This window comes from Janthinobacterium sp. GW822-FHT07H11 (assembly GCF_058798615.1).
Genome location: NZ_CM179507.1, coordinates 3,602,344 through 3,620,821 on the forward strand (window position 1 = coordinate 3,602,344; position 18,478 = coordinate 3,620,821).

15 protein-coding genes are annotated in these 18,478 nt (G+C 65.5%); 8 read left to right on the forward strand and 7 right to left on the reverse strand.

The features are described from left to right. The first annotated feature begins 37 nt into the window (after positions 1-37). Positions 38-3,685 (forward strand): response regulator, encoded by a 3,648-nt coding sequence (locus AC3RCJ_RS15870; RefSeq protein ID WP_492964641.1) that lies wholly within the window; start codon positions 38-40, stop codon positions 3,683-3,685. After that, positions 3,682-6,222, forward strand: coding sequence for an EAL domain-containing protein (locus AC3RCJ_RS15875; RefSeq protein ID WP_492964642.1), 2,541 nt, complete (start codon positions 3,682-3,684; stop codon positions 6,220-6,222). The genes AC3RCJ_RS15870 and AC3RCJ_RS15875 overlap by 4 nt, the downstream gene beginning before the upstream one ends. Positions 6,223-6,346: 124 nt before the next feature. Here the strand turns inward: AC3RCJ_RS15875 and AC3RCJ_RS15880 are convergent, their stop codons facing one another. Then, complete coding sequence (locus tag AC3RCJ_RS15880; protein WP_492964643.1) at positions 6,347-7,852, reverse strand: DASS family sodium-coupled anion symporter; 1,506 nt, start codon at positions 7,850-7,852, stop codon at positions 6,347-6,349. A gap of 260 nt (positions 7,853-8,112) precedes the next feature. Between AC3RCJ_RS15880 and AC3RCJ_RS15885 the strand changes: the two genes are divergently transcribed. Together AC3RCJ_RS15885 and AC3RCJ_RS15890 are read left to right on the forward strand one after the other, a co-directional pair. Next, positions 8,113-9,258, forward strand: coding sequence for an acyltransferase family protein (locus AC3RCJ_RS15885; protein WP_492964644.1), 1,146 nt, complete (start codon positions 8,113-8,115; stop codon positions 9,256-9,258). Positions 9,259-9,491: 233 nt separating this feature from the next. Then, a complete protein-coding gene (locus AC3RCJ_RS15890) occupies positions 9,492-10,265 on the forward strand; it encodes a ferredoxin--NADP reductase (RefSeq protein ID WP_492964645.1) in 774 nt (257 codons plus the stop codon). A 62-nt stretch (positions 10,266-10,327) separates the two neighbouring features. On the opposite strand, the gene AC3RCJ_RS15895 is transcribed toward AC3RCJ_RS15890, so the two are convergent. Further along, on the reverse strand, positions 10,328-11,962 hold the full coding sequence (locus AC3RCJ_RS15895) for a phosphoethanolamine transferase (protein ID WP_492964646.1): 1,635 nt from the start codon (positions 11,960-11,962) through the stop codon (positions 10,328-10,330). Positions 11,963-12,196: 234 nt separating this feature from the next. Between AC3RCJ_RS15895 and AC3RCJ_RS15900 the strand changes: the two genes are divergently transcribed. Next, on the forward strand, positions 12,197-12,775 hold the full coding sequence (locus AC3RCJ_RS15900; RefSeq protein ID WP_492964647.1) for a type 1 glutamine amidotransferase family protein: 579 nt from the start codon (positions 12,197-12,199) through the stop codon (positions 12,773-12,775). 373 nt (positions 12,776-13,148) lie between these two features. Here the strand turns inward: AC3RCJ_RS15900 and AC3RCJ_RS15905 are convergent, their stop codons facing one another. From AC3RCJ_RS15905 to AC3RCJ_RS15915, 3 genes are all read right to left on the reverse strand, one after another. Further along, positions 13,149-14,627 (reverse strand): serine hydrolase domain-containing protein, encoded by a 1,479-nt coding sequence (locus AC3RCJ_RS15905; protein ID WP_492964648.1) that lies wholly within the window; start codon positions 14,625-14,627, stop codon positions 13,149-13,151. Positions 14,628-14,710: 83 nt separating this feature from the next. Then, on the reverse strand, positions 14,711-15,040 hold the full coding sequence (locus AC3RCJ_RS15910) for an immunity protein Imm33 domain-containing protein (protein ID WP_492964649.1): 330 nt from the start codon (positions 15,038-15,040) through the stop codon (positions 14,711-14,713). Positions 15,041-15,050: 10 nt separating this feature from the next. Continuing rightward, positions 15,051-15,419 carry a hypothetical protein gene (locus tag AC3RCJ_RS15915; protein ID WP_492964650.1) on the reverse strand — a complete coding sequence of 123 codons (369 nt, stop codon included), beginning with the start codon at positions 15,417-15,419 and terminating at the stop codon, positions 15,051-15,053. Between the two features lie 103 nt (positions 15,420-15,522). Here AC3RCJ_RS15915 and AC3RCJ_RS15920 point away from each other — a divergent pair, with 103 nt between their 5' ends. The 3 genes from AC3RCJ_RS15920 to AC3RCJ_RS15930 all read left to right on the forward strand — a co-directional run bounded on the left by AC3RCJ_RS15920 (position 15,523) and on the right by AC3RCJ_RS15930 (position 16,848). Continuing rightward, positions 15,523-15,924, forward strand: coding sequence for a GFA family protein (locus tag AC3RCJ_RS15920; protein ID WP_492964651.1), 402 nt, complete (start codon positions 15,523-15,525; stop codon positions 15,922-15,924). 177 nt (positions 15,925-16,101) lie between these two features. Continuing rightward, positions 16,102-16,413 (forward strand): hypothetical protein, encoded by a 312-nt coding sequence (locus AC3RCJ_RS15925; protein ID WP_492964652.1) that lies wholly within the window; start codon positions 16,102-16,104, stop codon positions 16,411-16,413. Between the two features lie 186 nt (positions 16,414-16,599). Next, positions 16,600-16,848, forward strand: coding sequence for a DUF3297 family protein (locus AC3RCJ_RS15930; protein ID WP_010398340.1), 249 nt, complete (start codon positions 16,600-16,602; stop codon positions 16,846-16,848). 83 nt (positions 16,849-16,931) lie between these two features. Here AC3RCJ_RS15930 and AC3RCJ_RS15935 read toward each other — a convergent pair whose 3' ends face one another. Continuing rightward, the gene (locus AC3RCJ_RS15935; protein ID WP_492957936.1) at positions 16,932-17,564 is read right to left on the reverse strand and encodes a hypothetical protein; all 633 of its coding nucleotides are present in this window, start codon (positions 17,562-17,564) and stop codon (positions 16,932-16,934) included. Beyond that, positions 17,561-18,457, reverse strand: coding sequence for a hypothetical protein (locus tag AC3RCJ_RS15940; protein WP_492957938.1), 897 nt, complete (start codon positions 18,455-18,457; stop codon positions 17,561-17,563). Before AC3RCJ_RS15940 ends, AC3RCJ_RS15935 begins: the two co-directional genes overlap by 4 nt. Positions 18,458-18,478: the final 21 nt, after the last annotated feature.

Genomic DNA, 18,478 nt, shown 5'->3' on the forward strand with positions numbered 1-18,478 from the left:
TGCGCGCCCACTTTTCCGGCCCGCCCTGGAGCCTGGCATGAAAATCAGGACCAAGCTGATCATCAGTACCACCGTCCTGCTGGCGGGCGTGGCGGCCATGGCGGCGGCCGGCCTGCTGCTGGTGAAAGGCATCGAAACCCATGTCCACGGCTTGACCGACGAGACGGTGCCGCTGTACACGGACGTGTTGCGCCTGCGCTATACCGTGCAGGACATGGCCTCGGATTTTTTCGAGCTGGGCAAGGCGGAAGACCTGGCGCAGCTGGAACAGGTGTCGAACAAGATCGTCGCCAATATCCAGGCAGCCGAGAGCATCAGCGACGATCTGCGGCACCATGGCGAGTCGCAGGCACCGCGCTACCACGCGGCCTTCGAACGGGAATTCCAGCGCATGCGCGTGGCCGTGCGCAAGCGCCTGGAAAACGAGGCCTACTACAAGGCGCAGGCAACGGAGATACGGCAAGTGCTGGCGCAGATCAAGGCCGCCGCCAAGGGGGCGCGCAGCAAGATCCGCGTGGTCGACGGCCAGGCCCAGGCCACGGCCGCCGAGGTGCAGCTGCAAAGCCAGCGCCTGAACCAGAACGCCCGCTACCTGACGGACTTGCGCAAGAGCATACACGACATGCAGATTGCGCTGGCCGAAACGGAGGCCGTGAAGAACCGTTTCCGCATCGCGCCCCTGCGCGAGCGGCTGACGGCGGCCGTCGCCCACCTGGCGGGAACCAGCGAGCGCGACATCAGCCCGGCCCAGCAGGCGCTGCGGGCAAAACTGCTGGCCACGGCGCAGCAGATGCTCGATCCCGCCGCCGGCCTGCTGGCCCTGCGCGCCAAGGTGCTGGCCGAGGGCGGCGCCGGCGCGGCGCAGCAGGCTGCCTACGCCGCGCTGAAGGAACAGACCAGCGCCGCCCTGGCCACTGCGCACCTGCGCCTGGCCGAGGAACTCGATCCCATCGAACTGCAGCTGGCCATCGGACGCGACCGGCTGGCCGAGGCGGGCCGCTACATGCACACCTCGGCCCGCATCGAGGACGCCAGCGGCGAAATCAACCTGGCCGTCGACGCCATCAGCATCGACGTGGGCGAAGTCATGCTGGCCACGGCCGCCGCCGACGTCACGCGCCTGGGCCACGACATCGCGCAGCGCATCGGCGCCCTGCACCGCGACATGGCGACCATGCAGACCTTGCTGCAAAGCATAGGCCAGCTGGACTTGCTGGCCGAAACCCGTGGCGTCAACACCCATCTGGACGCGGTGGAGCGCTCGGGACGACGGCTGGTGCAGGCCAAGGGCAGCGTGCTGGACAGCCAGATGGCGCTGAGCGAGGTCATCGAGCATGTGCGCGCCTTCGAGCGTGAGCAGGCCGCGTATTCCGCGCAGCAAGTGGCGCGCATCACGGCCCAGCAGCAGGATGCGGTGGCCAAGGTGCGCTATGGCGTGCGGCATGCGTTCGTGCTGATCCTCGGCATCGCCCTGGTGCTGCTGCTGGCCTGCGTGGCCATCACCGGGCTGATCAGCGCATCCATCGCCAGGCCGCTGGCGCGCCTGTCCTACGCCATGGCCCATATCCGCGACGGCAAGGCGCTGTCGGTGCGCGTGGCACAGCACGGCAGCGACGAACTGGGGCAGCTGATCACGGGCTTCAACGGCATGCTCGAACATGTCGAACAGCGCGACCTGGCGCTCAAGCAGGCCAAGGCCGAGGCCGACGCCGCCAACCGCGCCAAATCGGAATTCCTGGCCAAGATGAGCCACGAAATCCGCACTCCGATGAATGGCGTGCTGGGCATGACGGAATTGCTGCAGCGCACAGAACTGAGTCCCAAGCAGCAGCGTTTCGTGCACACGGTGCACCGCTCGGGCGAAAGCCTGCTCAGCATCATCGACGACATCCTCGACTTTTCCAAGATCGAGGCGGGCAAGCTGGTGCTCGAACACATCCCCTTCGACCTGCGCCAGGTGATCGACGATGTGGTGGCGCTGTTTGCCAACGGCATCCAGCGCAAGGCCATCGAATTTACCTGCCGCATCGCCTCCGACGTGCCGCAGCACGTGCGCGGCGACCCCGTCCGCCTGCGCCAGATCCTCACCAACCTGCTCAATAACGCCACCAAGTTCACGGAACGGGGCGACATTTCCGTCGATGTCAGCTGCCCCGCCGCCGGCCAGATCCGCCTGGAAGTGCGCGACACGGGCATCGGCATGGCGCCGGAAGCGGCCGCGGCCGTCTTCCAGCCCTTCCGCCAGGCCGACAGCACCACGTCGCGCAAGTATGGCGGCACGGGACTGGGCCTGGCCATCATCAAGCAACTGGCGGAAATGATGGGCGGCAACATCGTGCTCCAATCCGTGGCGGGACAAGGCTCCAGCTTTGCCGTCACCGTCGTCGTGGGCGAGGTGGCGCCCGAGGACGCGCCGGCGGCGCCGGCGCCGCGCGTGTCGCTCGATGCCTTGAGCGTGCTGATCGTGGACGACCATGCCACCAACCGCAGTATCCTGCTGCAGCACGCGATCGAGTGGCAGATGGCGGCCGCCAGCGCCGCCGACGGCGCCGAGGCGCTGGACCTGCTGCAGGGGGCGCTGCGTAGCGGACGGCCGTTCGACCTGGCCATCATCGACATGCGCATGCCCGTCATGGATGGCGCCGAGCTGGTGCGGGCGATCAAGGCCGACGCGCGCATGGCGGCGCTGAAAATCATCATGCTCAGTTCACTCGATGGCTCGGCCGAGCTGCGCCAGGTGACGGCGCTGGGCGTGGAATACTGCCTGACCAAGCCCGTGCGGGCGCTGGAACTGCGCCACTGCATCGAGGCCGTCGGCGGCTTCGGCACCCTGGCGCCCACGATCGCTGCCCTGCCTGCCCTGCCCGCCGCGCCGGACGCCGCTGGCGCAGCCCCGGGCCGGGCGCCGCTGCGCATGCTGCTGGTGGAAGACAATGCGATCAACCAGGAAATCGCCCTGGCCATGCTGGAAGATACCGTTTACGAGGCCACGCCGGCCGACAACGGGCGGCGCGCGCTGGCCCTGTGGGAGCGCTCCCCGTTCGACGTGATCCTGATGGATTGCCAGATGCCGGAAATGGACGGTTTTGAAGCGACCCGGCGTTTGCGCCGCATGGAAGCCGAGCAAGGCCGCAGCCGCACGCCCATCATTGCCCTGACGGCCAATGCCATCCTCGGTGACCGCGAACTGTGCCTCGAGGCGGGCATGGACGACTACCTCGCCAAGCCGTACACGCGCGCCGCCCTGCTGGCGGTGCTGGCCCGCTGGCGTCCGGCGGCGGCAGCGCAGGAAGCCGTCCCGGCGCAGGCCGCCCCGGCGTCGGCGGAAACAAGCTCCATCCTCGACGCCGCCGCCCTGCAAAACCTGCGCGCCATGCGCCGTCCCGGCCGTCCCGACGTGCTGGGCCGCATCATCGACCTGTTCTACAGCGACGCCCCGCGCCTGCTGGGCCAGCTGGAAGTGGCCGCCGGGGCCAGCGATGCCGCCGCGCTGCAGCTGGCCGCGCACACGCTCAAGTCGAGCTGCGCCAACGTGGGCGCGCTGGGCCTGTCGGCCACCTGCCGTGAAATCGAACAATATGCGCGCGGCAATGACGTCGGCAGCGCGCTGCAGCATATCCGCGGCATCCAGCTAGAACTCGACCGTGTCCTCGCCGCCCTGGCCATTGAGAAGGAAACCCCATGAATACCGCACACCCCCCGCAAGCACTGGTCCTGGTGGTCGATGACGACACCATGACGCGCATCCTCGTGACGGAAGCGCTGGAGCCGGAAGGCTTCCGCATCGAGGAAGCGGCCAGCGGCCTGGAAGCGCTGGCCGCCTTCCAGCGCGGCGTGCCCGACCTGATCCTGCTCGACGTCGCCATGCCCGGCATGAGCGGCTTCGAATGCTGCGCACAACTGCGCCGGCTGCCCGGCGGCGCGCACGTGCCCATCGTCGTGCTGACCGGCAACGACGACGATGACTCCATCAAGCAGGCGCTGGAAGCGGGCGCAAGCGACTTCATTTCCAAGCCGATGCAATGGCGGCTGCTGGCGCACCGCTTGCGCTACCTGCTGCGGGCCAGCAGCGCGCTCACCGAACTGAGCCGTATCCAGGATAGCCTCAGCCACGCGCAGGCGCTGGCCCGCCTCGGCAACTGGGAATGCCGGGGCACCGGCGGCGACGGCTACTGGTCGCCGGAACTGCTGCGCATCCTGGGCCTGGACACCGGTTCCGGCGCCACCAGCTTCGACCGTTTGCTGCAATGCCTGCCCGAAGACCAGCGCCCGCTGCTGCTCGATGCCTTCATGGAACTGCATGCCAACGGCACCAGCTACAGCCTGGAACACAAGGTGCTGCGGCCGGACGGCGGCGAGTGCATCGTCTTTCACCAGGCCGAGGCCGTACGCGAAGGCGGCGAAGTGCGGCTGATGCGCGGCACCGTGCAGGACATCACGGAACGCAAGCTGCAGGAATGGCGCATCGAATACCTGGCCAACCACGATGCGCTGACGGATTTGCCCAACCGCCAGTTGTTGAACGACCGCATCGGCCAGGCCATCGCCCACGCGCGCCGCGCCCGCCTGCACCTGGCCACCCTGATGCTGGACCTCGACCGTTTCAAGTTCGTCAACGACAGCTATGGCCACCCGGTGGGCGATGCGCTGCTGCAAGAAGTGGCCCGCCGCCTGAAGCTGGCCGTGCGCGGGGGCGACACCGTGGCCCGCCAGGGAGGCGACGAGTTCGTCATCCTGCTGACGGATCTGCCCGATATCGTGACGGCCGAACAGATCGTGCAAAAAGTGCTGGCGGTCTTCATCGATCCCTTCGTGCTGGGCGAACATACCTTGCACGTCAGCACCAGCATCGGCGCCAGCGTCTTTCCCTCCGACGGCGACAGCGCCGACTTGCTGCTCAAGACGGCCGATGCGGCCCTCTACAGCGCCAAGGACAAGGGCCGCAACGGCTACCAGTTCTACAACCACAAGATGGGCGTGCTGGTGGAAGAACGGGCCGAAATCGAACACGCGCTGCACCAGGCGCTGGCGCTGGGCGAGCTGGAACTGTACTACCAGCCCAAGGTCGACCTCACCAGCGGCAAGATTTATGGCATGGAAGCGCTGCTGCGCTGGCGCAGGCCTGGCATCGGGCTGGTGCCGCCGGACCGCTTCATTCCCCTGGCCGAGGAAATGGGCATGATCGTGCCCATCGGCGAATGGGTGCTGCGCACGGCTTGCGCGCAACTGGGCGTCTGGCATGCGTACGGCTTTACGCACCTGACGATGGCCGTCAACGTGTCGGCGCGCCAGTTCCGCCAGGTCGACATGCCGCAACTGGTGCGCGCCGTGCTGGCGGAAAGCGGCGTGCCGGCCGATTGCCTGGAACTGGAGCTGACGGAGAGCGTGCTGATGCAAAACCGCGACCTCGTGGTGCGGGCGCTGGAGCAGTTGAAGGAAATCGGCGTCACCCTGTCGCTGGACGACTTCGGCACAGGCTATTCCAGCCTGTCCTACCTCAAGCAGTTCCCCATCGACGTGGTCAAGATCGACCAATCGTTCATTCGCGACGTGACCGACAGCGTGGACGGCGCTTCGCTGACCCGCTCCATCATCGCCATGGCCAAGTCGCTGCACCTGACGACGGTGGCCGAGGGCGTGGAAACGGAGGGACAATTGGGATTTCTCAATACCAACCGCTGCGACGCCATGCAAGGCTATTACTTCAGCCGCCCCCTGCCCGGCGCCGAAATGGATCTGATGTTGCATGCCGGCACCCATTTGCCGCCCGAGAGTTGCCATGCCGAAGCGCCGCAGCGCGTGCTGCTGCTGGTCGATGACGAGGAGCATATCCTGTCCGCCCTGCGCCGCTCGCTGCGCAAGGAGGGTTACCAGATACTCAGTACCAGCAAGCCGCAGGAAGCGCTGGACCTGGTGGCCGCCCATGCGGTGGGCGTGATCCTCACGGATGCGCGCATGCCGGGCATGTCCGGCAATGAACTATTGCGCCGCATCAAGGGCGTCTATCCGGAAATCGTGCGCGTGATGCTGTCCGGCTACCCGGAACTGCATTCGGTCACGGCGGCCATCAATGAAGGCTCGGTGTATAAATTCATCACCAAGCCCTGGGACGAGACCCTGCTGAAGGAACATTTGCAGGAAGCCTTCCTGCGTTTCGAATCGGGCGTGCAGCGGCCGCCACGGGGTCCCCATGGCATCGAGATCAGCAACCGTGCCGCCTAGCGAGACACCTTCGAGGCATCGCTGCAGCGGCGCCGGCTGTTTGAACAGCTATTGCCGCTATTGCAAGAAAAAACATGGACCGGGGCGCGGCGAGCTGCCTTGAGGGGCAGCTCGCCGTATCACATTACCAGTAACCAAGCACCTTCCACCAGGTCGTGCCGACGACGGCAAAGATCAGCAGTTCCACCACGCACATGATGAAGCCAACCCGCCACCAGTTGCCCATCGTCACGAAGCCGCTGCCGAAGATGATGGGCGAGGTACCCGTCGCGTAATGGGTCAGGGTCATCATGATGGCCGAGCCGGCCGTCATCATCAGCATGAACGGTACGTGGTATTCAGCCGGGATCAGGTGCAGGCCCACCGTCAGGAAGGCCAGCAGCATGGCGCTGATGTGGGCCGTCGTGCTGGCAAAGAAATAATGCGAAAAGACAAACACCAGCACCAGGACGCTGGCGATCGGCAGCCAGTCCATGCCGCTGGCGACGATCGCCGCCTTCATGCCGGCCGAGAACCAGGCGATCACGCCCGTCTTGTTCAACTGCTCGGCCATCATGACCAGGGCGCCGAACCACACGAGAGTGTCCCAGGCGCTCTTTTCCGACAGCACGTCGTCCCAGTCGATGGTGCCCGTGATGATCAGCACGAACAGGCCGACAAAGGCGACCACCGTCGCGTCGAGCGAAAACGCGGGGCCGAACAGCATGGCGGGCACGTTCGCCCACAGCAACAGCAGCAAGCCGAAAGTGCCCAGCATGACTTTTTCCGACGGCGACAGCGGGCCCATGCCTTTCAGCTCCGCCTTGGCGTAGGTGACGGCGTCCGGTGTGGCCTTCAGCTCCGGCGGCGACAGCCAATAGATAATCAGGGGCATCACCAGCAGGCAGACCAGGCCGGGCAGCAGCATGCACAGGGCCCAGGTGGTCCACGTCAGGTGGAAATTCTGGCCGCTGGCCTTGGCCACGAAATCGACCACCAGCGGATTGGGCGCTGTGGCCGTCAAAAACATCGCCGAGGTGATCGGATTGGCGTGGTAATTGACGAGGGCCAGATACGTGCCCACCTTGCCTTCCGTGCCCTTGGCCGGGTCCGAATCGAAGGCGTTGGCGATCGATTTCATGACGGGGTGGACGATGCCGCCGCCGCGCGCCGTGTTACTCGGCGTAAATGGCGCCAGCACCAGTTCGCAGATCGCCAGGCCATAGCCGATGCCCATGGTGCGCTTGCCCAGCAGGGAAATGAACAGCAGGCCGATGCGGCTGCCCAGCCCCGTTTTCTTCAGGCCGCGCGAAATCAGGATCGCCACGACGATGAGCCAGATCAGCGGATTGGCAAAGCTGCTCAGCGCATCCGTGATGGCGCCCTTGGACGAGGTCGCCGTCACCTGCGACAGCGACACGATGACGATGGCCATCATGGCCATCACGCCGATGGGCATGACTTTTAATATGATCGCCAGTATCGTGGTGAGGAAGATCGCCAGCAAGCCCCAGGCCTTGGGCGTGAGGCCATCCGGCGCCGGCAGCAGTAGCATGCTTACCAGCAAGACGGTGCAGATCAGGGCCGGCACGAGCCGGAACGGGACGGCTTCCTTGAAATGCAGGAACATTTCGCGCACTGTTTTATACATCGTTATTACCTTTCGCTGTGGGTCGGGCATCCTGGCGGCCGGAATCGTGCACGCAGATTCATGGGCTGGCAGGCACGAATAGCCGTGCCCGCAAGATGACAGATGCCCAACAATTCTGTTCGGCAATATCATACACGCAAGACTTCCCCATCCCCTGCTCCATTCGCCATGCCCGTTCCGGCAATTGCAAATTCGTTGACCTTTGAGCGACATGTGTCGCATAATTGCCCCTCATGTCGCCAAACCAGCCGAGGACGCCATTGCCTACCCGTAATCAACCTATTGACGCCCTGCGCGGTGCGGCCATCCTGTGCGTGCTGCTGCTGCACTTCGCCCTCGCCTACGGTCTGAAGAACAGCCCGCTCTCCGCCCTGCCGGACTGGCTATTGAAAGCCGCCTACCAGGGCAATTACGGCGTGACCATATTCTTCGTCATTTCCGGCTACCTGATCACCTCGACCTCGCTGCGCCGCTGGGGCGACCTGGCGCGCATCGACCTGGCCGCGTTTTATGCCTACCGCATCGCGCGCCTGCTGCCTTCGCTACTGCTGGCCCTGTCCCTGATCGTGCTGCTGGGCGTGCTGGACGTGCCCTACTTCGCCAATTCGGACGGCGGCAAGGACTTGCCTGCCAGCTATTTCGTCATCGCCATCGCTTCCGTGCTGACCTTCTGGCACAACGTGCTGATGCAAAGCGCCGGCTATTTCAATTACTGCCTGAACGTGTACTGGTCGCTGTCCGTCGAAGAAATGTTTTATCTGCTGCTGCCGCTGTCGTGCCGCCTGCTGCGCCGGCGCCAGGCGATCATGCTGCTGTGCGGCGTGGCCATCGTGGCCGGTCCCGCCTACCGCAGCCTGCACGCGGACAACGAAATCTATTTCATGTATGGCTATGCCGCCTGTTTCGACGCCATCGCCATCGGCTGCCTGACGGCCTTGCTGACACAACACTGGCAGCCGGGCGCGCGGGCCGGGCGACTCTTGCGCTGGGCGGCGGGCCTGGCCCTGGCGGCCCTGTACGTGCGCGGCATCGGCGGCCATGAAGTCTTCGGTTTTACCCTGATCGCGCTGGCCAGCGCCGCCTTCATCATCGGCGGCACGGCGCCTGCGGCAGGCGGCGCGCGCCGCTCAGGCGCCCTGCAATGGCTGGGACGCCACAGCTATGAGCTGTACCTGTTCCATATCATCGTCCTGGCCGGCATGCGCAACGTGGTCGACAAGGCTGGCCTCGGCTACGCGGAGCGCCTGCCGTGGCTGGCGCTGTTCCTGGCCGCCTCGGCGCTGGTGGCCGCCCTCGTCGCCCGCCATGTGTCCGAACCGGCGAATGCCGCCCTGCGCCGGCGCTTCCGGGGCGCCGCCACGGCCGCGCCGGCACGCGCGGGCGGCAGCCCTGGCGCGGCCCCCTGAAAAAGTGAGCCAGGTCAAGAGTCCGCATGCCGGCCGTGCGTTTCAGGGGGAATTCCAGCCCGATCTTGCCATCCGCACTATAATGTCGGCACCGCGTGCGGCAGCAATGGCGGCGATAGACGGTAACAATTTCGTGTGGAGGCCAGTACAATAGCGGCTGGGCCTACACAGGGTTTCACTTTTGCCAGCAGTTGCCAGCAACTAACCATTTTTTTGACCAGCCAACAAACACTATGAGTTCGATGAATGAAGAGCGCGTTTTAAGCGTGCACCACTGGACGGATACCCTGTTCTCCTTTACCACCACGCGCGACCCGTCGCTGCGTTTCTCGAATGGCCATTTCACCATGATCGGCCTGCGCGTGGACGGCAAGCCGCTGCTGCGCGCCTACAGCATCGCCAGCGCCAATTACGAAGACCACCTGGAATTTTTCAGCATCAAGGTGCCGGGCGGCCCCTTGACGTCGCGCTTGCAACACTTGCAAGTGGGCGACACCGTCATCGTCGGCCGCAAGCCGACCGGTACCCTGGTATCCGATTACCTGCTGCCAGGCAAGCGCCTGTACATGCTGTCGACGGGCACGGGCCTGGCGCCCTTCCTCAGCATCGTGCGCGATCCCGACATCTACGAGCGCTTCGACCAGCTGATCCTCGTGCACGGCGTGCGCCAGGTCGATGAGCTGGCCTACCGCGAGCTGCTGGAAGAGCACCTGCCGCAGCACGAGTTCCTGGGCGAGATGGTCACCGACAAGCTGCGCTACTACCCGACCGTGACGCGCGAGGATTTCCGCAACATGGGCCGCATCACGCAACTGATCGAGAACGGCAAGCTGGCCGAAGACCTGGGCTTGCCGGCGCTCAATCCTGCCGAAGACCGCGTCATGATCTGCGGCAGCTCGGACATGCTGCGCGACCTGAAGGAGATGCTGGAAGCGCGCGGCTTCAAGGAAGGCAACACCTCGACGCCAGGCGACTTTGTCGTCGAGCGCGCGTTCGCCGAGAAGTAATCCGCTCCGCTCCCGTGGGCCCGGTCCCGCCGCACCTTGCGGCGGCGCCGGGCCCTTGCGCATTATGGCGCCAGCGCCTTCTGGTAGCGCACGCCATTCATGTAGCGCTGCGCGGGCGCGTAGCCGTTGCTGAGGATATCGTCGCGCGCCGCGTAATAGCGCGTCTCGACCTTCAGCAAACCCAGCACGGTCGCATCGAGCCTGTCCGTCTGATAGGGCCGGCTTTCCAGCGCCACACGCGCCGCGCCGGCCGGCGCCGCCAGGCTGTTGCTCCAGATTAGCATGGGAATTTCGTAGCCGCTCCTGTCGGATGCCGAATGCCCGGCATGGTTGCGGCTGTGGCCTACCTCCTGCCCATGGTCGGACACGTACAGCAAGGCGGCGGCCTGGCCGGACAGGGCCTTGCCGGCCACGCCGATCAGCGTGCCCAGCACATGATCGCCATAGCGAATCGCGTTATCGTAGGCATTGCGCTGGCTGCGTATCCACAGCGAACGGCCCTGCCTTGCCATGTGCGCGCTCACCGCATCGCGGCTGCCGTCGAAATGCGAAAACTGGCTGGGATAGCGCATGCCGTAGCTGGGGTGCGCGCCCAGCAGGTGCACCACGATCAGCTTCTTGCGCGCCGTATCCTGCAGCGCCTGCGCAAACGGCGCAAGCAGGTTGCCGTCAAAATTGTTTTCGCCGCGCCCCGTGCCGTAATTGATGAAGTCGCTTTCGTCGGCCTCGCCCGCCAGCAAGCCGATCCAGCCGTCATTGCGTGCCTGGTTCGACACCCAGAACGTCTTGTAGCCGGCCGCCTCGGCCAGCATCAGCAGGTTCGGCTTGGCCATCCACGCGTCGGGACTGCCGATATCGGCCGGCGTGAGCATCGTCATCATCGATTCCACCGTGCTCGACGCCGGTGAAATCACGTCGTTGAAGACCAGCAGTTGCGAGCGCATGGCGTCGAGCCGTGGCGTGGTCGGGCGCGCATAGCCGTACAGCGACATCGAGGCGCGGTTGGTGCTCTCGCCGATCACCAGGATCACGGTGCGGCTCTGCTCGCCCATATAGCGCACCTTCCAGTCCCGCGGCGATGCCATGCCCGCCGTGACGGCGTGCTGCATCGCGCGCATCGCCTCCAGTTGCGCCGTGTATTGCTGGTAGCGCAGGGGCCAGAACAGCACGGGGTTTTCACGGCGCATGGTGGGATTGAAATGCAGGAGAATAAAAAATGCCGCCATGAACACGGCCAGGCCCTGCTGGGCGCGGCTGGGCGGCGCCTGCATGCGCGGCGCCAGGCGGCGCAGCAACTGGCGGTCGGCCAGCAGCACGGCCACGCTGACGGCGAGCAGGCAGGCGGCCGCCTGCGCCAGCGCGGCACTGTTATGCAGGAAAAATTCCGCCGTCTCGGCTTGATCTGTCGCAAACATCGCTTGTAAAACGGCATTTGGATTGGGCCGCATGCCAAAATAGCTGCGCAAGAAACCCTTGATGGCCGCATCGAGATAAAACAGGGGCAACACCAGTCGCGGCAGCAGCGCGACGCAGGCGGGACGGCAACGCCAGGCGTGCAGCATGCCGCCCATGCCCAGCAGCGCGGCGGCCAGCAATACGCTCATCTTCGCCAGTTCGTTGGCGCTCAGCTGGCCCAGCAAGAAGAACGCCAGCAGGCCGGCAACACCGAGCAGGACACGACAGAGCAGAATAAGCATGGGGCGACCGGGAGAAATCAAATGTTGAAAGTGTGCACGCGCAAGGGCGCGATTGTAGCCCAGTCCCCGCGCCGCCGGCATGATCATTTGACGCCGGCGCCCTGCGCGGCGGCGGCCGGCGGCTCCTGACAGAAACTGACAGTCGCCTTGGGTATCCTGTGGCCTCACGCAAACACGCGCACGCCATGCAAGGCAGCGCAACTTGTCTCTACCATTTCATCACAGGACTTCGCCATGACACGCGCCATCACCATACTGACCGAGAATTTTGCCGACTGGGAAACCGCCCTGATCAACGCCACCGCGCGCCTGTACTACGGCTTCTACACGCAGTTCGCCGCGCCGGGCGGGCAGCCCGTGACGTCGTCCGGCGGCATGCTGGTGACGCCGCAGCTGGCGCTGGAAGACATCGTCCTCGACGGACTCGACCTGCTGATGGTTTGCGGCGGCAGCAGCTGGCAAAGCGGCAAGGCGCCCGACCTGGGTCCATTGCTGCGCGCCGCCCGCGACAAGGGCGTGGTGCTGGCCGGCATATGCGACGGCACCCGCGTGCTGGCGCAGGCGGGCGTGCTCGACACCGTGCGCCACACTTCCAATTCCGCCCACAACCTGGCCGATACCGGCTACGCGGGCGCCGCCCTGTACCAGGACGTGCCCTGGGCCGTGGCCGACGACCGCGTCATCACGGCGCCGGGCACGGCACCGGTCAGTTTTACGCGCGAAGTGCTGCGCAGCCTGGGCATAGACGACGACAACCTGGCCGCCTATCTGACCATGCATGGGGCCGAGCACGGCCAGCCTCCCGCCGCCTGATCTTGCTCCTTGGCTGGCAATTGCTGCCGCCCTTCACAACAGGGCGGCAGCAGCCGCGCAACTTGATGACAGCGCATCCCTTGCCGGCCCCCGGAAGGATACGATGCGATGCCTGAAATGCCTGTCAGCCTGCCTGACACTGTTGTGCTGCGCGCCGACTTGCGCCTGGTCCGGCAGTCGATTGCCGAGCCCCCCCCCCCCCCGGAACCGGGCTTTTCCGCCGATCCCGCCACCGTGCGGCAAGCCTACGAATACATGGCGGAGCAAATGCAGGCGCGCATGGCGCCAGACGACGACAGGTGGATCGATGGCGTATTGCGCTATATCGCCGACAAACCGTGGCGCTGGGCGTCGACCTGCCGGCCCCGCCGGCCTAGTCGGCGGCCAGCACGCGCAGGCGCGCCGCCGCATGCGTGTTGCCGGGGTCCAGTTCCAGCGAACGGCGGTAATGCGTGACGGCCAGGGCCGTGGCGCCGTCCGCCTCGTGCGCTTCGGCCAGGCTGTCGTGGCCGTTCGCGCTGCCCGGATACAGTCGCACGGCCAGGCCCAGCACGGCGACGGCCTGCCCGGCCTGGCGGCGCGCCAGCAGGCGGTAGCCCCAGGCATTCAAGTCGTTTTCGGACGGATCGGGCAAGCCATGCTGGCGCCGGATGGCAGCCAGTCTGGCGTCCAGCGCCGCGTAGTCCGACCCGGCCACTTCCTGCCGCAGCAGCTGCGCGGCATAGGCGCCGCCGTGCTGCCGGCGTAGCGCCGGCAGATAGAAGCCGGCAACCGTGTCGATCAGCTGTTCCGGCTGGCCACCGGCCAGGTTGCTCAGGATAATGACGGCCAGCCCGTCGTCAGGATACACATAGAAGGCGGAACGGCCGCCGCCAATGCCGGCCACGGCGCGGTGGCTGTCGCGGCCGATGACGGGCCAGCCCAGCGCCCATGGCGCCGGCTTGCCATCGTTCAGGCTGGTGGTCTGCCACAGCCGCTCGAGCATGGCGGGCGCCAGCAGGCGTCCCGATTGCAGCGCGACGAGCCAGTTGGCCAGTTCGCCCGCATTGCTGTTGATCCCGGCCCCGGCGCGCATGAAGACGGGAAAATCCTCGATGACGTTGCGGTAGCCCTTGCCGCCGGCACCGAGCACATAGGAACTGGCCTTGTTGGCGACCACGTCCTTGGCATCGCCGAAGCCGCTGTGCGGCATGCCGGCCGCGTCGAACTGTCCCCGCTGGATGAAGTCGGCGTAAGGCTGGCCGCTCTGGCGCTCGATCAATTGCGCCAGCAGCACATAATTGCTCTGGTTATAACGGTAGCGCTGGCCCGGCAGGGCTTCAACGGGCAAGGCCTGCACGGCTTGCCAGGCGGCCTCGGGATTGTCCGGCTGCGGGCCCGCCAGCTTGCCGCTGCGCTGGTCCAGCACGTCGGGCAGGCCGGAAGTATGGTTGAGCAGCTGCGTCACCGTCACGGCTTGCCAGGCCAGCGGCAAGCCCGGCAGGTACTGGCCGATGGGTGCGCCCAGGTCCACCTTGCCCTGTTGCACCAGCTGCATGATGGCCACGCCCGTAAATGCCTTGGTGGCCGAATTGATGGAAAACAGGCTGGCATCCGTCACCGGCACGCCGTACTGCAGGCTGGCCACGCCGACATTGCGCGCCAGGACGACCTTGCCATGCAGGATCACCGCCACCTGCATGCCCGGAATCTGGCGTTCCCGCATTTCGCTGCGCAGGAAGGCGTCGATGGCTTGTTCCGTGGGCGACGGCTGCAGCGCGCCCGCGGGGGCGGCCGTGGCGGCCACAGCGCCGGGAGCAAAGGCGGCGGCAAGCGCCAGGAGCAGCAGCATGGAAGGCAGGCGTGGAGGCAAGATGGCACTTTCGGCAGGTCGCGGGAGCTGCAGCATCCCATACCTGTATATCAAGGTCAACGACAATCTTGCCGGTTAGAAAACTACTCTTCCCGCCACACATCCTCGTAGCCTGCACGGTCGAGGATGAATTTCGCGCCGCTGGGCAAGGCCAGGTAGTCGAGCACCTGCGGCAGCAGCTCGGACAAGTGCGCCGCATGCAGGGGCTGGTAGAAATCCAGTGCATCGGAATGCTCGCCGCAATGGATGAACCAGCTGATGCTGCCATTCTCGGGCAGGTCGATGCGCGTGCCATAGATGGGCGACCGGTCCAGGCTGCCGACGGCCACGGCCACCATGGCTTCGGGCGCCTGCGCGGGCAAGCTGTATTTGTCGCAGATGTGCTGCTGTTGCTGATTGACTGCCTGATGCATATTCCTGCCTTTAAGAACCGATGTATTTGTAATGCAGGGCCAGCGCCCCGTCCCGGGCCGAGACTTCCACATGCAGGATGGCCTCGCCTGGCTTGCCATCGCTGAACAGCACGCATTCCAGGCCGCGCGTGCCCGCGTGCGTCAGATAGCTGTCGATGGCGGGCCGTTGCGCGCCCGGCGCCGGCGGCGCTGCGGGCAAGGATGCCAGCGACAAGCTGCTCCCGAGGGCAAAATAGCCGTCGATATCGGCAAAGATTTCATCGGCGACGGCACTGGAACTGCCGCAGAGATGCCGTACCGCGGCGCCGTCGCGCGCGCTGATCGCCGCGACCAGGGCGCTTGCCAGCGCATAGGCCTGTTGCAGGGTGGGTGTCGTCATCGCGTGTTCCGCTGGAAAGTAGCGCCATTATAGAAGTTGCGGGCACTACCGTATAGAATCGAAAACATTTCCAGTTGATATTTTTTCCAGGCGGATGCCCGATATGCTGAAAACCTACCATGGCAGCTGCCACTGCGGCGCCGTGCGCTTCGCGGCCGAGATCGACCTGGCCGCCCCCAGCCTGCGCTGCAACTGCTCTTATTGTCTGAAGATCCGCGGCTGGGCCAGCCAGGTGCCGCCCGCGGCGTTCCGGCTGCTGGCCGGCGCGGATGCCTTGACCGAATACTGCTTCGGCGCCGGCCGCGAACGCCATTGTTTTTGCCGCCATTGCGGCGTGCGCCCGTTCGGCCACGGCGATTCGCCCCGCAGCGGGCCGTTCGTCGGCATCAGCGTCAGCTGCCTCGACGATGCGTCCACGGCCGAGCTGGCCGCCGTGCCCGTGCGCTACGTCGATGGCCGGCATGACGCGTGGGATGCACCGCCCCGCGAGACGCGGCACTTGTAGATTGCAATCGAGAAATGGTTGCTTGCCGCGCCGGAGTTTTCCTACGCGCACACAGGTGGTGTCCCTATGGCTAGGTCCGACTTGCGCAAGCAGAATGGGTCAACGGTGCGGTGCACGCGGTACCGGCGCGGTACCGGATATCCCATTCATGGCAAATCTTTAACCGAGGAGAACATCATGGCTTCAAGCAACAACGACAAATCCGGCAACCAGTCGGGCAAGCAGCAACCGGGCAGCCAGCAGTCCGACAAGCAATCTGGCAGCCGCCAGTCGTCGGGCGGCACCCAGGGCGGCACGCACGAGCAGCATGTGGAAGCGGGACGCCAGAGCCACAAGAATGACGCCGACAAGCAATCGGGTTCGCAGCAGTCGGGCCAGGGCAGGAGCGGCAGCGAACAATCGGGCTCCGGCTCCGGTTCGCGCGGCGGCACGCATGAGCAGCACGTGGAAGCGGGACGTCAAAGCCACAAGAATGACGACAAATCCTGATTCCCGCTGGCATTGCGGCGCCACGGCCCGTTAGGCGCCGGGCAAGACGGGCCGGCACGGCATTGCCCTGCCGGCCCGCCGAAGCGCGCGCTGCGTGGCCCGGCGCCCGGGCCGCCGGGCCGCAGCCGGCCAGATATCCGTCCGTTCCCGTTGTCTGGATCGGCATTCTGGGCGATAATTACGCCCATGAACGATACCACTACCTTACCCCCATTGCCCGATCGCCTGTCGATCGACCCGAGCAGCCCTTACCACGTTGCAGCCGTGTTTGAAAACGACGTCGGCATCCGCTTCAACGACAAGGAACGTCTTGACGTGGAAGAATATTGCATCAGCGAACGCTGGATCAAGGTCGCTTCCACCAAGTCCCTCGATCGTCGCGGCCGTCCGCTGCAGATCAAGCTGAAGGGCAAAGTCGAAGCGTTTTACCGCTAAGCACCGCTGTTCACTCCCAACGAGGCCGGTTTTCATCGGCCTTTTTTGCGTCCGCCGTCTTGCGTTTTCCGCTATGCTGGAAGTCAGGTGGCGGGCGGCGGCTGGAAGGCGCAAAAGCCGGGCCACTGCGCGCGGCTGTCGCACACTTTCAGGCAGCCTTTGTTGTCCTTGAAGGTGGCGCTGACCTTCAGCGGGAAGCCATAACGGGGCGTGATGGCGTCGAAGGCGGACGGGCAGCTTCTTTCATTGCTGAAGCGGAAAGTGATTTCTTCGCGCCTGCCCTTGTGCTCAAAGCTCAGCATGAAGCTTTCATTGCTGTTCCATTGCGCCTTGCCCGGCACGCGAAAACGGTAGCGCTGGCCATCGACATGCTGGCCGAAGACGCGGCTGCTGGCCGTGGCCGTCTCGATCTTGGCGACCGGATACGGCACGGCAAACATATAGGTGCCCGCAAACCCCTGGTCGAAACCCAGCCCCTTCTGGTAGAACGGCACGACGATGTGCGGCGCGCCCGCGTATTCCACGCTGTTGCGTGACGTGGTGCGCGACGCCAGCCTGTCGTCGGGCGCTTGCGCGAAGACGATGTCCACTTCCAGCAAGGCTTGCTGCTTGTCGATGTCTTGCGCCAGGTAATCCCTGGGAAACAGCTCGCCGTGCACGCAGCCGGCCAGCACGGCGGCGGCAAGGCAGGCACCGAGAAGGTTCAGTCGTTTCATGGCTGTTTTCCCTGTTGCGGCGCGGAAGCGAGGCCCAGCCCCGTCACTTGCCAGCCGTTTTTGCCCTGCTTCCATTGAAATTGCTGGCCGAACCAGGCCAGTTCCAGCTCGCGCCGGATGCGGTGACTATCCGTGCGGCCCTGGCGCGCCTCGATGGCGGCGCGCGCCTGCACGGAAGCGGCCTCCGAAATCGGTTTCAGCCAGCGCTGATGCGTGTCTGGCGGCAAGGCCAGCACGCCGGCCACGCCCTCGTCGCGCGTGGCGACGATGATCCCCACCTTCGTCAGCGCATTCGTCAAATACGCGCCGCGCTGCCCGTCGGGCGAGACGGAGACCAGCATGGCCTGCGGATAGTCGCCGCTGACGTTGCCGGCCACGTCAAACCACAGCAGCTCGCCCGTGCGCGTGTCGAGCGCGCGGCCGTCGCGGGCAAACAACAGCACCTCGGGGCGGCCCGGCTGCGGCACGCCCCATTCCGGGTCGCGCTCCGTGCGCACCATATTGTCGCGTTGCAGGGGACTGACGGGACGCATCAGCGGTTCGCCATTCTGCACGCCGATGAGGATGGTGCCCTGCCCTGTATAGCCCTTGGTGAATGCCAGCAGCATGGGCTGGCCTTCACGCCTGGCCTGGATGGGCCGCACTTCCACCACTTCGCGCGCGCCGCCTGGCCAATAGCCCTGCTGGCGGAAGGACAAGGTGACGAGCGCATCGTGGCGATCGTTGGCGACGACGAAGTCGCCATATTGCATGCTTACCGGCACATACGGCGTCTGCGCCTGCGCGGCGGGCACGATGGCGGCAGCCAGGGCGGTGGCGGCCGCCAGGCGGCGTAAAGGAAAGAACAGCATGGCATCCTGCAAGGGTCGCACCGGGCGAAGAATCGCCATCATAGACGATTCATCGCCAGCAAT